18 protein-coding genes and 1 riboswitch are annotated in these 14,183 nt (G+C 62.2%); of the genes, 15 read left to right on the top strand and 3 right to left on the bottom strand.

Annotated features, from left to right (window positions below; translation table 11 throughout):
• Positions 1–203 precede the first annotated feature (203 nt).
• Positions 204–371 (top strand): DNA-binding protein, encoded by a 168-nt coding sequence (locus tag ABIE35_RS18245; RefSeq protein ID WP_354517127.1) that lies wholly within the window; start codon positions 204–206, stop codon positions 369–371.
• 34 nt (positions 372–405) lie between these two features.
• Here the strand turns inward: ABIE35_RS18245 and ABIE35_RS18250 are convergent, their stop codons facing one another.
• The 3 genes from ABIE35_RS18250 to ABIE35_RS18260 form a co-directional block, all read right to left on the bottom strand.
• Positions 406–936 carry a hypothetical protein gene (locus tag ABIE35_RS18250; RefSeq protein ID WP_354517128.1) on the bottom strand — a complete coding sequence of 177 codons (531 nt, stop codon included), beginning with the start codon at positions 934–936 and terminating at the stop codon, positions 406–408.
• A 30-nt stretch (positions 937–966) separates the two neighbouring features.
• Positions 967–1,359, bottom strand: a complete 393-nt coding sequence (locus ABIE35_RS18255) for an ankyrin repeat domain-containing protein (RefSeq protein ID WP_354517130.1) — start codon at positions 1,357–1,359, stop codon at positions 967–969.
• Between the two features lie 299 nt (positions 1,360–1,658).
• Complete coding sequence (locus ABIE35_RS18260) at positions 1,659–2,159, bottom strand: hypothetical protein (RefSeq protein WP_354517132.1); 501 nt, start codon at positions 2,157–2,159, stop codon at positions 1,659–1,661.
• Positions 2,160–2,605: 446 nt separating this feature from the next.
• Here ABIE35_RS18260 and ABIE35_RS18265 point away from each other — a divergent pair, with 446 nt between their 5' ends.
• The 14 genes from ABIE35_RS18265 (at position 2,606) to hisF (ending at position 14,150) form a co-directional block, all read left to right on the top strand.
• Complete coding sequence (locus ABIE35_RS18265) at positions 2,606–3,490, top strand: cytochrome (RefSeq protein ID WP_354517133.1); 885 nt, start codon at positions 2,606–2,608, stop codon at positions 3,488–3,490.
• A 70-nt stretch (positions 3,491–3,560) separates the two neighbouring features.
• Positions 3,561–4,133 (top strand): peptide deformylase, encoded by a 573-nt coding sequence (def, locus tag ABIE35_RS18270; RefSeq protein ID WP_354517135.1) that lies wholly within the window; start codon positions 3,561–3,563, stop codon positions 4,131–4,133.
• Entirely contained in the window at positions 4,130–5,050 is a 921-nt protein-coding gene (gene fmt, locus ABIE35_RS18275) for a methionyl-tRNA formyltransferase (RefSeq protein ID WP_354517137.1), read from the top strand. Before def ends, fmt begins: the two co-directional genes overlap by 4 nt.
• On the top strand, positions 5,047–6,594 hold the full coding sequence (locus ABIE35_RS18280; protein WP_354517139.1) for an RsmB/NOP family class I SAM-dependent RNA methyltransferase: 1,548 nt from the start codon (positions 5,047–5,049) through the stop codon (positions 6,592–6,594). The genes fmt and ABIE35_RS18280 overlap by 4 nt, the downstream gene beginning before the upstream one ends.
• Positions 6,595–6,641: 47 nt before the next feature.
• The gene (rpe, locus tag ABIE35_RS18285; protein ID WP_354517140.1) at positions 6,642–7,316 is read left to right on the top strand and encodes a ribulose-phosphate 3-epimerase; all 675 of its coding nucleotides are present in this window, start codon (positions 6,642–6,644) and stop codon (positions 7,314–7,316) included.
• 77 nt (positions 7,317–7,393) lie between these two features.
• Positions 7,394–7,549, top strand: a riboswitch (FMN riboswitch).
• A gap of 89 nt (positions 7,550–7,638) precedes the next feature.
• A complete protein-coding gene (gene pnuC, locus ABIE35_RS18290) occupies positions 7,639–8,343 on the top strand; it encodes a nicotinamide riboside transporter PnuC (RefSeq protein ID WP_354517141.1) in 705 nt (234 codons plus the stop codon).
• Positions 8,340–9,479, top strand: a complete 1,140-nt coding sequence (gene ribD, locus ABIE35_RS18295; protein ID WP_354517143.1) for a bifunctional diaminohydroxyphosphoribosylaminopyrimidine deaminase/5-amino-6-(5-phosphoribosylamino)uracil reductase RibD — start codon at positions 8,340–8,342, stop codon at positions 9,477–9,479. The genes pnuC and ribD overlap by 4 nt, the downstream gene beginning before the upstream one ends.
• Positions 9,479–10,108, top strand: a complete 630-nt coding sequence (locus ABIE35_RS18300; protein WP_354517145.1) for a riboflavin synthase — start codon at positions 9,479–9,481, stop codon at positions 10,106–10,108. The genes ribD and ABIE35_RS18300 overlap by 1 nt, the downstream gene beginning before the upstream one ends.
• Positions 10,105–10,800, top strand: coding sequence for a 3,4-dihydroxy-2-butanone-4-phosphate synthase (gene ribB, locus ABIE35_RS18305; protein WP_354517146.1), 696 nt, complete (start codon positions 10,105–10,107; stop codon positions 10,798–10,800). Before ABIE35_RS18300 ends, ribB begins: the two co-directional genes overlap by 4 nt.
• Entirely contained in the window at positions 10,797–11,501 is a 705-nt protein-coding gene (ribA, locus tag ABIE35_RS18310; protein WP_354517148.1) for a GTP cyclohydrolase II, read from the top strand. Before ribB ends, ribA begins: the two co-directional genes overlap by 4 nt.
• A gap of 18 nt (positions 11,502–11,519) precedes the next feature.
• Positions 11,520–12,005, top strand: a complete 486-nt coding sequence (gene ribH / locus ABIE35_RS18315; protein ID WP_207597207.1) for a 6,7-dimethyl-8-ribityllumazine synthase — start codon at positions 11,520–11,522, stop codon at positions 12,003–12,005.
• A 114-nt stretch (positions 12,006–12,119) separates the two neighbouring features.
• Positions 12,120–12,383: a phosphoribosyl-ATP diphosphatase gene (locus tag ABIE35_RS18320; protein ID WP_024820576.1), complete on the top strand. Its 264-nt coding sequence runs from the start codon at positions 12,120–12,122 to the stop codon at positions 12,381–12,383.
• Positions 12,384–12,466: 83 nt separating this feature from the next.
• Positions 12,467–13,327, top strand: coding sequence for an ATP phosphoribosyltransferase (hisG, locus tag ABIE35_RS18325; RefSeq protein ID WP_354517149.1), 861 nt, complete (start codon positions 12,467–12,469; stop codon positions 13,325–13,327).
• Positions 13,328–13,373: 46 nt separating this feature from the next.
• Entirely contained in the window at positions 13,374–14,150 is a 777-nt protein-coding gene (gene hisF, locus ABIE35_RS18330) for an imidazole glycerol phosphate synthase subunit HisF (protein WP_354517151.1), read from the top strand.
• Positions 14,151–14,183: the final 33 nt, after the last annotated feature.

The raw sequence follows: 14,183 nt of genomic DNA on the forward strand, positions 1-14,183 counted from the left end.
CAGCGCGTCGGCTGCGCCGTCATCAAAAGCAATTCCCATGCCTGCCCCCAAACCAGCACAATAAATCCAACGACTAGCATAACTGCTGTTTGCGCGGTTGCCAGTTCACTACGCAGGCCGACTTTAGGATGGGTGTATGCCAGAGGATGCCAAGAAGCACCGGTTCCTGACTGACGACGGAACAGGTTGCCGAGGAACTGAATGTGTCAGCGAACCAGATCAGGGCCTTGCTCAAGTCAGGCGATCTGCGGGGTATCCAGGTTGGAGGCCGGAACGTCTGGCGCCTTGCTGCCACCGATGTGGAAAGCTACATCGCTGAGGCGTACAGGGTCACTGCAGAGCGGATCGCCGCCGGCGAACTTCCGGAGTGATGGCCAGACGAACAGTCTTGAAGCGATGCTGCGCCTAGCGGCGGCTTCCCCACGTCTTGTGCCAGTACTCGGCGCTCTGGCTCTTTGAGCGCACGATGGCGTCGGGTTTCGGCGTAGCTGGCCACATCTCCAGCAGGTAATGATCGACGACTTCTTCGGAAAATTCTCCATCATGGCCTTCGTCGCGGCCCATCGCACTGACCCGCAGCCGGTAGCTCCCGGGCGGCACGTTAGCTAGTTCCCCCTTCGTCTCATCGGCCCACGAGGCCCAACGCAGATCGTGTCCTGGGGGGAGTGCGAAGGATACCTCTACGATGTCTTCCCATGCGCTATCGGGTTCCGTAGCTGGCCGCTTATCAAGGAGAACGATGCACATGTCAGAACCGCCAGACCGTCGTCCGAGGTTGATATAGACGCCATTGGGAGCTGCAGCCCCGACCAGGCCGTTGACTTGGCCCTCAAAGAAGCGTTCAAAGATGCCGTCGAAGCCGCCCTCGTCAGCCCAAATGAGGTCGAACTGGCCGTAGTCCGTCATGATCACCTGATCGAGCAGCACTCTATCCATGGCATCAGGATAAGTCTTGGATAACGCAGGTTACTCAGGTACGTCGGTGAAGTACTGCGCGACGTCGTAGTTGCCGATCAGCCGCGCCAGCCCCACGGGCGTCTGGCCGCTTCCGTTGACACAGAGCGGATCAGCGCCGTGCGAACGCAGGAGTTTGATCAGTTCGCCACGGCCGTTTGAATTGAAGACGGCTGTAAAGAGCGCGGTGTTACCCCAGCCGTTTTGAAGATCAACGGTGGCGCCGGCACCAAGCAAAGCAGCAGATGCTTCTACTGAGTATTCCTGCGCAGCAAAATGTAGGGGCGTGAATCCGGCTTTGTCCTGGGCATCGGGAGAAGCGCCGTCAGCAAGAAGTTGCTCTACGGCGGCAACATCGTTTTCCAGGGCTGCGTGGTGGAGCGCTGTGCGGTTCATTCTGTCCATAGCTGCAGCCTTTCATATCTGTGCCGCAAGAAAGCGCGCGCCGGCAGGATTGCTAATTGTCTTTTCAGGGCTTGTTTATGGTTCCGGGGATGTGAGTTGTTGAGGGCTCAGTTGCAGCGCTAGTTCACGTAGTTGGCGGGGGTGGAAGGGCTTGATCAGGTAAGCGGTGGCTCCGGCTGTGATGCCATGAAGTTCATCACCACGCTCAGCGAAAGCTGTGATCAGGGCGCTGAATTTAGTCCGCACCGTGGAACAGGCAGGCTACATCCGCGCCGGTTGAGTTCTTCCCGAACCGGGGCTTAGCGGTTATGGAATTCGAACCTATCGCCCCCGTCCGGATCGCCTAGCGTATAGGTGAGGAACTGATCTGAGCCACGTTTCCAGACAGACAAGGGAAAGATTGCCAAGTCCTGTGATGTCTCAGGCCGGAGCCTGACGTTCGTGAACTTTTTGCTGACGAGGTCCTTTTTGATCGACCATTGGCCGGAATAGGTCACTAACCTTTCCCAGTCGAGCTTCTCTGAAGAGGTCCCATCCCCGAAGGTTCCCTCAGTCACACCAGACCACTCAAAGATACCGTCAGCGCAGAGCTTCAAAAGTGTGGTGTGGCCGTTCTTCGGCTTCGATGTCCACTCGCCAATAATGTCAGAAAGCTCTACCTCGTCGGGGAGCTCCAACAATGCGCACGCACTCACCGTGGCGACGAGAACTGCGCCCCCGAGGCTTATCAGTACCTGCCGGCGGCCGACCTGGGATTCCTGCAGCTCAACCCGCGCAGGAACGAAGTTGCCAATCTTCATTGATCTTTGCCTCTCTCACATGGGGGATTCGGTTCAACGCCAAGGCGCCGATGAAGGATCCATACCGGGCGCTGGTTAGTGCTAGTCGGGTTCTCCTGCGCTTGTGAGGATCGCAGCCACCACGTCCGCTTTTTGCCTGGTGTAAGCACTCCAGTCCTTGGTGCTGACGGCGGCTTCGCGCTTGACGGGGCAGTAATTGCACGGCATTCGCCAACACCGATGGGTGTTTCGCGTCACGAAACGCTTCATCGGAGCACTTTGTCAACATGCGTGCTGACGATGAACCTGATGTGCCCTGGACCCCTCCTGACCCTGGGCTGTCCAATTCGAAGCTGGCGGAGACGGCTCCCATCCTTGCCGCGAAGCTCGCCCGACTGTCTCCGGAGCAACTCGCAATGATCTTCCCACCGGAGAATTCTGTCGGCCCTGTATGACACAGTCTTTATATGACTGCTCCACTGCTTGCCCACGCTACTGATTACGGCCGGATGTATGCCCGCTCCACCACGGAGCAATTTTCGGTTCCCTCCATCACCACGGTGATCGGACAACAGGCCCACTCGCTGGATGGCTGGTTCAGCTACATGGGTGCGAGCAGTCTCGCTGCGGATCCGGAGCTTCCTGCGATTCTTGGAAGCCCGGCCAAAACCCGCCAAGCGATTACCAAGGCGGCCAAAGCTGCTGAGATATATAGGGATGCGGCAGCAGCACGAGGCGACCGCGTGCACACGTACTGCGAGCAGGTTGCCTTGCGTGCCCTGGGTCGTCCGCACCGCATGCAGGAATGCCGGGACGACCTCGCAGCCCATGGTGAGGAGGCATTTGCCGCCCGTTTCGATGAATGGTGGGAGCTGTACCGGGTGGAGCCGTTGGCCCCGGAGATCACCGTGTGGAACAAGACTGTGGGCTACGCCGGGACACTTGACCTTGTAGCCCGGATCAACGGGCGTATCTGCCTGATCGACTACAAGACCAAAGGCACTACGCGGGATGGAACGGTCAAGTCCCTGGATGACAAAGTGGTCATGCAACTCGCGGCCGGAATGAAGGCGGAGGAAAGCCTGGTCGATCCCATTGCCGGAGTGTGGGAGCCATGGAAATACGGAGACAACCCCATGCTGCTCGCTGTAGCCATCGGAGAGACCGAAGTCCGGCCGATGCGGGCCAACCCGGAAATCCTCAAGCACCACTGGTGGAAGTTCTGCGCGCTTCGGCGCGTCTGGGAAATGTCGGCAGACGTCTCTGCAGCGGGACAAGCGCTGTTGCCCATTGCTCCGCCGGTGTTCGCAGCGGTCGGCGCCGGAGCGGCAAACAGCGCCAGCGGTGACTGACCTCAACTAAACTGGCTTAGGCTCCGCAACACCCGGAGCCGGGTTTGACGATAGTGAGGACTGACAGCACATGGCAATTTTGAGTATCCGAATCATCGGGGATCCGGTGTTGCGCACCGTAGCGGACCCTGTCACCGATTTTGGTCCGGAGCTCGCCAAGCTGGTAGCTGACATGACTGAAACCATGGAGGACGTGGAAGGTGCGGGCCTCGCTGCACCTCAGATCGGCGTCAGCCAGCGTGTTTTTACCTACCGTATTGGGGGAGTGGAAGGCCACATCATCAACCCCGTCCTGGAGAACAGCGATGACTTCCAGCCCGACGAAGTAGAGGGTTGCCTCTCGATCCCCGGGCTGGGCTTCCCGGTCCGCCGTTTCCGGACCACCAGGGCCACCGGTGTTGATATGAACGGCAACCCGGTCTCGGTGGAAGCAGAGGGCATGCTTGCCCGGTGTTTCCAGCACGAAACGGACCACCTTGACGGCATCTTGTACACGGACAGGTTGGAAGGGGAGGACCGTAAGGCAGCTCTCCGCGCCATCCGGAACGCCAACTACCATGCCATCACGGAGAAGACCACGTCACAGCGCGCCGCCAGCGTGGGATCCAGTTTTGGTGGCGGCAGTTTCGGGGCACCCGAGTGAGGGTCCTTTTCGCAGGAACCCCCGCGGTGGCCGTCCCATCGTTGGACGCTCTGGTTAAGGCGGGATTCGACGTCGTCGCGGTCCTGACGCGCCCGGACGCGCCGTTAGGCAGGAAGCGTGTACTGACACCTTCGCCCGTCGCAGCGCGGGCCATGGAACTGGGTATCGACGTCATCCGCGCGGCCAAGGTCGATGCGGAAACCACCGCCCGGATCTCGGACTTCGCCCCGGATGTCGCTGCCATTGTTGCCTACGGTGGAATTGTTCCTAAGGCAGCCTTGGGAGTTCCGAGGCATGGGTGGGTCAATCTGCATTTCTCGCTCCTCCCTGCTTGGCGGGGCGCTGCCCCCGTCCAGCGATCAATCATCGCGGGGGACGAAATCACTGGTGCCGTGACGTTCCAGCTCGAAGAAGGCCTCGATACCGGCCCCGTGTTCGGTACCCTCACTGAAGCTGTGCGGCCGGACGACACCTCCGGGGACCTCCTCGAGCGCCTCGCCATCAGCGGAGCCGTGCTTCTCAGCCAGACGCTTTCCGCGATCGACGCCGGTCAGGCTGCCCCGCAACCCCAAACCGGAGAAGTCTCCCTCGCTCCCAAATTGATGCTGGAGGACGGCCGCCTTGACTGGCAGCTGCCGGCCCTTGCCGTCAGCCGCCGGGCTCGTGGTGTGACACCTGAGCCGGGGGCATGGACAACGCTGGAAGGCCAGCGAATCAAACTTGAACCACTGGCACTCCGTCCTGAGATCAAGGACCTGGCTCCGGGCGCCATCAGGGTGGAGGGCAAATCTGTGCTGGTGGGCACCGGATCCCACGCCGTTGAGCTCGGCAGGATCCAGCCGGCAGGTAAGAAGATGATGTCGTCGGCTGACTGGGCCCGCGGCTTGGCAACACCCGAGAGAGTGGTATTCGAATGAGTGAGTCCGGCCGGCGAGGCCCCAACAACAGCGGGAACCGGGACGGCGCCGGACAAGGCAACCGGGGTGCACGTGGCGAAAGCCGGCGTGACGCCCAGGGCCGGGAGCGAAACCGTGGCCCTCAACGGGGCTTCACGAACAATGCTCCCTCGCAGCGCACCCGCCGCGCTGACCCAGCCCGTCTTGTGGCCTTCGAAGTGCTCCGTGCCGTTGCTTCCGAGGATGCTTACGCCAACCTGGTGCTCCCAGCCCGCATACGGGAACACCGGTTGGATCGCCGGGATGCCGGCTTCGCCACGGAGCTGAGCTATGGCGCTTTGCGGGGCCAAGGTACCTACGACGCCATTCTCGCCCGCTGCGTGGACCGCCCCCTTGAGCAGTTGGATCCGGCAATTCTGGATGCCCTGCGGATTGGCGCCCATCAGTTACTCTCGATGCGTGTTCCAGCGCATGCAGCGTTGGACCAGACTGTTGGCTTGGCGCGAGCAGTCATCGGCGCAGGTCCGTCAGCGTTGATCAACGCAGTCCTGCGCAAGGTCACTGCCCACAGCATGGGCGAGTGGCTGGACATCCTGCTGGCCAACGAAACCGATGAAACCCGGATTGCCTCGCTCCGGCATGCCCACCCTGAATGGATTGTCCGCGCATTGCGGCAGTCCCTGGTCAACCACGGACGTCCGAAGTCGGAAATTGATGACCTGCTGGAGGCGGACAACGCCGCGCCCGTGGTCAATCTGGTGGCGCTGCCGGGTTTGGGAAGCCTGGACGAGGCTTTCGACAATGGGGCCACGGCAGGGGAACTGGTAGAAGATTCGGCATTGTCCGCCGGTGGAGACCTCGGCCGCCTGGAAACAGTTCGTCGCGGAACCACCCGCGTCCAGGATGTCGGATCCCAGTTGGTTGCCCGGGCCTTGGCCGGCGTGGACCTTGGCGCCTCCTCCGGACGTGAACGCTGGTTGGACTTGTGCGCGGGTCCGGGAGGCAAGGCCGCTCTTCTGGCTGCCCTGGCGCACAGGGACGGCGCTACCTTGTTGGCCAACGAGCCCGCGCCGCACAGGGCCAAGCTCGTTCAGCAGGCACTGTCGGCTGTCCCGGAGGACACGTGGTCGGTGCGGACCGGTGACGGACGCGACGTTGGTTCGGAGCAGTCCGAAGCTTTCGACCGCGTCCTGGTTGATGTCCCCTGCAGTGGGCTGGGAGCTTTGCGCAGGCGGCCCGAATCGCGGTGGCGGCGCTCACCCAAGGACATTGGCGATCTTGGCCCGTTGCAGCGTGATCTCCTGAAGTCCGCGATTGATGCCGTGAAGCCCGGCGGCGTGGTCGCTTATGTGACATGCTCGCCGCACCCGGCCGAAACCACCGCGGTAGTCAGCGACGTCATGGCCAAGCGTGAGGATCTGGAACTGCTCGACGCCGGGCAGGCGCTTGACGATGTCAGCCTCACCGGGCGCTTGGGCGCAGGTCACGAACAAACGGCCCAGTTATGGCCGCACGTCCACCAGACCGATGCCATGTTCATGGCCATCATCCGTAAAAAGCCGTAACTGCCGGTAGCCCGGCCTTCCATTCCCACCGACCCAGAGGGGCTGCTTTGTCTCAGTGCTGTATCAACCCGAGCATCCTGTCTGCCGATTTCGTCAACCTTGAGGCGGAACTGCAGCGGATCAGCAATGCCGATGCCGTCCATGTTGACGTTATGGACAACCACTTTGTCCCCAACCTGACGCTGGGCCTGCCGGTGGTGCAGCGGATCCAGGCGGTCAGTCCGGTACCGTTGGACGCCCATCTGATGATTTCCGACGCCGACCGTTGGGCGCCTGCCTACGCGGACGCCGGCGTTGCTTCGGTGACGTTCCATGCGGAAGCCGCCATGGCCCCCGTGAAGCTGGCACGCGAACTGCGTGCGCGGGGATCCAAGGCTGGAATGGCCCTTCGTCCGGCTACACCGGTTGAGCCCTACCTGGACATGCTCAGCGAGTTGGACATGCTGTTGATCATGACGGTGGAGCCCGGATTCGGTGGGCAGTCCTTCCTGGACATCACCCTGCCCAAGATCCGACGTGCGCGGGCAGCGGTGGAGGGCTCCGGCATCGGCGTGGCCATCCAAGTGGATGGGGGCATTACTGAGGAAACGATCATCAGGGCCGCGGAAGCCGGTGCCAATGTGTTCGTGGCAGGCTCGGCGGTCTATGGGCACCAGGACCCCGCAGCGGCGATAGACCGGCTCCGGTCGGCGGGCCAGGCTGTGACGGCGACGTTCGCCTGACGATCGTCACCACATGTTACGAAGATGGCTGGGAATAGCCCGGCCATCTTGGTAGTTGTGGCAGAATAACAACACACATACGTGCTCCGGGGTCGGTGTAAGTCCGAACCGGCGGTTATAGTCCGCGACCCGCGAGCCATCGGATTCCAAGTGATTGGATGTTCGATGGCAGACGGTTGAACTGGTGAAATTCCGGTACCGACAGTTAAAGTCTGGATGGGAGAAGCACGTACAGTCATGCCGTGGGCGTTCCTTTAGCGACGCCCGGCATTGCGCTGTCGTACACCCCCGGAGTCATCGCGGCTTACTGGGAAGGAACGGCATGGACTTTCTGCGATGGCTCTTCGAAGCACAGATCCCCGTTGGAGGATCTGCTCTTGTCTTACGCGAAGTGCTTGGAAACATCTTTGGGCTCCTCAGCGCCCTTGGCGGTATGCGCCGCAAAGTCTGGGCTTGGCCGATCGGCATAGTCGGCAACATCCTCCTGCTCACGGTCTTCCTGGGTAACGTCTTTGGTGCAGCAGCGCCGGCTACCCTGTGGGGGCAGGCAGCACGGCAGGTGATGTTCATCGCCGTCGCCGTTTACGGCTGGTACCGGTGGCAGCAAGGTCGCCAATCGAGCAGCCAAGGGCGCGCCATTGTGCCTGGCTGGGCCAGCAACAAAGTCCGCATCGCCCTGATTGGTGCCATGGTGGCCGGTACGGCAGCACTGACGCCCTTGTTTGATGCCCTGGGCTCCTACCCGCCGGTCTGGGCTGACGCCTGGACCTTTATGGGGTCACTTCTGGCAACGTACGGCATGGCCCGTGGATGGACTGAGTTTTGGTTGATCTGGGTTGCCGTGGACATCGTGGGCGTGCCCCTGCTGTTCAGCGCCGGCTACTACGCCAGCGCGGTCATGTACCTGTTCTACGGATTCTTTACCCTGGCCGGCTTCTTCGTCTGGTGGCGGGCTGAAAAACGCGAACGGACCAACCACGATGCCGGCAAACCGGGCATTGCAGTACCCGCGGGAGTTGCACGATGACGGTCGATAACTCCATCTACACTTCAGCGGAGCAAGGTGCCATGGATGCCGCACTGGCCGCAGCCTTGGCCGGTCCGCGCGGAGCCAACCCGCTGGTTGGGGCAGTCATCCTCAGTCCCGGGGGCGAGAAATTGGCTACGGGGTACCATCGGGGTGCCGGCACGGCCCATGCAGAAGCAGACGCGATCTCCGAAGCCCGCAAGCAGGGCATCGACACCGTGGGAACAACCATGGTGGTCACACTGGAACCCTGCAACCACGTGGGCCGAACCGGACCCTGCGCGCAGGCAATCATGGCGGCGGGAATCTCAAAGGTGATCTACGCCGTCGACGATCCTCACGACCCCGCTGCGGGCGGTGCCCGCACGCTCCGCTCCGCCGGCGTGGAGGTCCGTTCCGGGCTGGCCCTCGACCGGGCCTTCGACCTCAACCGCGATTGGTTCGACGCCGTTGCAGCCAAGCGCCCGTTCGTCACGTTGCACATCGCGCAGACGTTGGACAGCCGCATTGCGGCCGACGACGGCACCAGTCAATGGATTTCCAGTCCGGAGTCGCTCGCTGACAACCATGGGCTGCGGGGACGCATCGACGCCATCCTGGTGGGCACAGGGACGGTCCTGATTGACAACCCCCGGCTCACTGCGAGGGACGCGCAGGGAGAACTCTTCAGCCGGCAGCCGCTGCGCGCCGTGATGGGTTTACGGGACGTCCCTGGAGATGCCGCAGTCCGGGGGACCGACGGGCGCTTTGTGCACCTGCCAACACGGGATCCCGCAGAGGCTTTGGGCATGCTGTTCGACCAGGGAGTCAGGCACGTCATGGTGGAAGGCGGCTCGTCCATCCTGAGCACATTCCTCGGTGCGCACCTCGTGGACGAACTGATCGTCTACCTGGCTCCGACGTTGCTGGGATCCGGAACTCCTGCCCTGCACGACCTCGGAATCACCACGCTGGCTGACGCCCAGCGCTGGTCCTGGGACGATGCCGGTGGCGGAGCGGTCCGGACGCTCGGCAACGACCTTCGGTTGCACCTGCGGTCGCCCCGGGGCGCCGCCGCCAATATCAAGAATTTGGATCCACACAAGAGTTTGGTTCCGCGCGGTGAAGCTGCGGAACATGTCACAGGAGGACACTGATGTTTACTGGAATCGTTGCAGAACAAGGGACTGTGCTGGGCATTGAGCACGACGGCAATGCCAGCGCCACGCTGCGGCTGAAAGCACCCACCACCACCGATGGCTTGGCCTTGGGTGGGTCCATCGCCGTCAATGGAGTATGCCTGACCGCCACACAGATTGACGGGCAGGACTTCAGCGTTGATGTCATGGGTGAAACCCTTGTCCGGACCACCATCGGCGGGCTGGCCCCAGGGGACACCGTGAACCTTGAACGCTGTGTTCCAGCAGGCGGACGCCTGGACGGCCACGTGGTGCAGGGGCATGTGGACGGTGTGGGTGAGTTGCTGGAGCGCGAGGCGCTGGGCAACTGGGATCGGCTGCGTTTTGGTGTCCCGGCCCCGCTGGCACGCTACATTGCCGAGAAAGGGTCGATCGCCGTCGACGGTGTCTCGCTGACAGTGACCGCCGTCAGCGCTGCTGCCGAACCGGAGCCATGGTTTGAAGTGGGGCTGATCCCCACAACGCTGGAAGAAACCGGGCTGGGAGCCAAGCCATTGGGTGGCCGCGTCAACCTGGAAGTGGACGTGCTGGCCAAGTACACCGAACGCCTCCTGTCCTTCGCACCGCAGGCAGGGGGCACGCGATGAGCGCCCCTGCCAAGACATCACCGGCCGGAACTTCCCGTACAGGACTGGATCCCGTGGAAGCGGCCATTGAGGCAATGGCTGCGGGCCGGGCTGTGATCGTGGTGGACAACGAGGACCGTGAGAACGAAGGCGACGTTATTTTCGCCGCCCAGCACGCCACGCCCGCCCTCATGGGATGGACCATCCGGTATTCATCCGGCGTCATCTGCGTTCCCCTGGATGGCGAACGTGCGGACGCACTGGTGCTGCCGCCCATGGTGGAGATCAACGAGGACGCCAAAGGTACTGCTTACACCGTTTCCTGCGATGCCGCGATCGGAGTCAGCACCGGAATCTCAGCCACTGACCGTGCGCTGACGGCCCGGATTCTGGCGGATCCGAGCAGTACTCCGGCCTCGATCACCCGCCCAGGGCATATTTTCCCGTTGCGGGCAGTTAACGGGGGAGTGCGTGAACGTCCGGGTCACACGGAAGCTGCTGTTGACCTGTGTCGACTTGCCGGGCTGGCTCCGGTAGGTGTGATCGCAGAGTTGGTACATGATGACGGTGAAATGATGCGGCTGGACAGTCTGCGCGATTTCGCCGCTGACCATGGATGCCCCCTCATCTCCATCGAGGATCTGGTGTCCTATGTTGAGGCGGTAGAGTCGCGGACGGCACATGTTTTACAGGAGGACGAGGAGAAGCGATGACTGCATCGACCACACGCAGCAGTGACCACACTGGCCCCGGACCCCACCGCGTCAGCGGTGGTCCGATCGTGCAGTTACCTACGGCATTTGGCGACTTTGCGGCACAGGCGTGGACTGACCTTGAGACAGGCCACGAGCACCTCGCCGTCAGTTCGCCCAATCCGCCGAAGGACGGCCGTGCGCCGCTGGTACGGCTGCACTCGGAATGCCTGACCGGCGATGTTTTCGGCTCATACCGCTGCGACTGCGGAGAGCAGCTGGCTTTCGCATTGGAACTCATCCACGCCGAAGGCGGAACGCTGCTCTACCTGCGCGGCCAAGAGGGCCGAGGTATCGGACTGGCCAACAAGATCAAGGCCTACGCCTTGCAGGAAGCCGGGTTCGACACCGTGGAAGCCAACGAGCAGTTGGGCTTGCCGGTTGATGCACGTTCGTACAGCGCGGCAGGACAGATCCTCGCCGAGATGGGCCTCCATGAAGTCCGGCTGCTGAGCAACAATCCCGACAAACAGCACCGGCTCGACAAGGCTGGAGTGACTGTGGTGGAAATGGTGCCCACCGAAGTGCCCTCACGCGAACAGAACCTGCGCTACCTGCAGACCAAGAAGGACCGGATGGACCACCGGTTGACGCTCGAAGTCGAGCCCGTCAGCAATGGCAAGACGCCTTCGAACCACACTTTTGACAACAACCAAGACTGAACGGATCCACAGCACACCATGAGCGGACACGGCGCACCCACTATTGACCTCACTACCCTCAACCCTGAGGAAACCTCGCAGCTGAAGCTCGCCATCGTGGCGGCAAGCTGGCATACACAGATCATGGATGGATTGGTGGATGGCGCACTCCGCGCCGCCAAGGAAGCCGGGATTGCCGAGCCGACACTCCTGCGGGTTCCGGGCAGCTTTGAGCTTCCGGTCGCCGCCGCCAGGCTCGCACCACACTTTGACGCCGTGGTGGCACTCGGCGTGGTCATCCGCGGCGGGACACCGCACTTTGATTACGTATGCCAGGCCGCGACGTCGGGACTCACCGATGTCAGCGTCCGCACCGGCGTGCCGGTGGGCTTCGGTGTCCTCACCTGTGACACCGAGCAGCAGGGCCTGGACCGCGCAGGCCTGCCCGGTTCCAAGGAAGACAAAGGCCACGAAGCCGTCACCGCGGCCCTGGCCACTGCAGTGACGCTGAAGCAGTTCAGCTAAGGCCCGTTGCCTGTAGGCGCCAAAGGGGATGTGGGTGTGTCTTCACTCACATCCCCTTCGTCATGCAACGCCCCAACAAGCGGTGTCCGCCCCGGAGCAAGTAGTCTGGAGGGCGTGAAGAATTTCGAGACGCTGTTCGCAGAACTGAGTGAGAAAGCAGCGACCCGCCCGGCAGGCTCGCGCACGGTTGCCGAACTGGACTCCGGAATCCACGGCATCGGCAAGAAGGTGGTCGAAGAGGCCGCCGAAGTCTGGATGGCCGCGGAGTATGAATCGGACGAAGCTGCCGCTGAGGAAATCTCCCAGCTGCTTTACCACTTGCAGGTCCTCATGCTGGCCAAGGGCCTCACACTGGAGGACGTTTACAAGCATCTCTAGCCACGCCACTCCGCTTGCCTGTAGTGGAGCCCCTGCGTGGCCAAGGTGCCTGAAAACCTCCCTTCCAACAAGAAAGTCTCCCCATGCTCCGTGTAGCAGTCCCCAATAAGGGATCCCTGTCCGAAGCCGCCTCGGCCATGTTGTCAGAGGCCGGTTACCGCCAACGCCGCGATACCCGCGAGCTGGTCATGGTGGACCCCGATAACGACATTGAGTTCTTCTTCCTCCGTCCCCGTGACATCGCTGTTTACGTGGGCCAGGGAACGCTGGATGTCGGCATCACCGGCAGGGATCTCCTGCTTGATGCGAAGGTCGAAGCCGAGGAAATTCTTCCCCTGGGCTTTGCCCCATCTACCTTCCGTTTTGCCGGTCCGGTAGGCGACTTTGCCGGCGTCGAACAGCTTGAAGGTAAGCGATTGGCCACCAGCTACGACGGCCTTCTGCGCGACTACCTCGCCGAGCGCGGCGTGAACGCAACAGTGGTCCGCCTGGATGGTGCCGTGGAGTCCTCCGTACGCCTCGGCGTGGCGGACGCAATTGCCGACGTCGTTGAAACCGGAAACACCCTCAAGGCTGCTGGCATGGAGATCTTTGGTGATCCCATCCTGAAGTCCGAGGCCGTGCTCATCCGCCGCTCCAACTCGGGCGGTTCGGCCAATGGAACGGCCAAGGAGATCGACACCCTCATCCGCCGGCTCCAGGGCGTCCTGGTGGCCCGCCAGTACGTGCTGATGGACTACGACATCCGCAAGGACCTTGTGGAAGACGCCGCTGCGCTGACTCCCGGCCTTGAATCGCCCACGGTCTCACCGCTGCGTGATTCCGAATGGGTTGCCGTGCGGTCAATGGTCCCCAAGAAGGAAACCAACCGCATCATGGACGAGCTCTACGACCTCGGTGCGCGCGCCATCCTGGTCAGCAGCATCCACGCCTGCCGCATCTAACCCACGCAATGATCGAGTAGAGCCCAGCAGAACTGAGGAGCAGCACATGGCTGTAGCCGTCCGCGTCATACCCTGCCTTGATGTCGACGCAGGCCGCGTCGTCAAAGGCGTCAACTTTGAAGGCCTCCGCGACGCCGGTGATCCAGTGGAACTTGCGCACCGTTACGACAATGGCGGGGCAGATGAACTGACGTTCCTGGATGTCACTGCCTCATCCGGCAACCGCGAAACCACGTTCGACGTCGTCCGCCGCACCGCTGAGGAAGTCTTCATTCCGCTCACCGTGGGTGGTGGCGTCCGTGGAGTGGCAGAGGTGGACAAGCTCCTGCGCTTCGGTGCGGACAAAGCGTCCATCAATACCGCGGCTGTTGCGCGTCCGGAGGTCATTGACGAAATCACCCGTCACTTCGGCTCGCAGGTCCTGGTGCTCTCCGTGGATGCGCGCCGTACCCGCGAGGGCGACGTCCCGACGTCGTCCGGTTTTGAAGTCACCACCCATGGTGGCCGCACCGGAACCGGCATCGACGCCATCGCCTGGGCCAAGGAAGCGGCGGAGCGGGGTGTGGGGGAAATCCTGCTTAACTCAATCGACGCCGACGGTACGAAGGACGGCTTCGACCTTGAACTGATCCGCTTGGTCCGTGCTGCGGTGAACATTCCGATCATTGCCTCGGGTGGCGCCGGGGAACCGGCACACTTCCCGCCCGCCGTAGAAGCAGGAGCTGATGCCGTTCTGGCCGCCTCGGTGTTCCACTTTGGGCCGGACGACATGATCGCCCAGGTCAAGGCGGCTATCCGCGAAGCCGGCTTCGAGGTCCGTTGATCCGGAGGAGAACAAAAAGCAAGGGAGGTTCAC

The organism is Paenarthrobacter sp. 4246 (assembly GCF_040546855.1).
Taxonomy (GTDB): domain Bacteria; phylum Actinomycetota; class Actinomycetes; order Actinomycetales; family Micrococcaceae; genus Arthrobacter.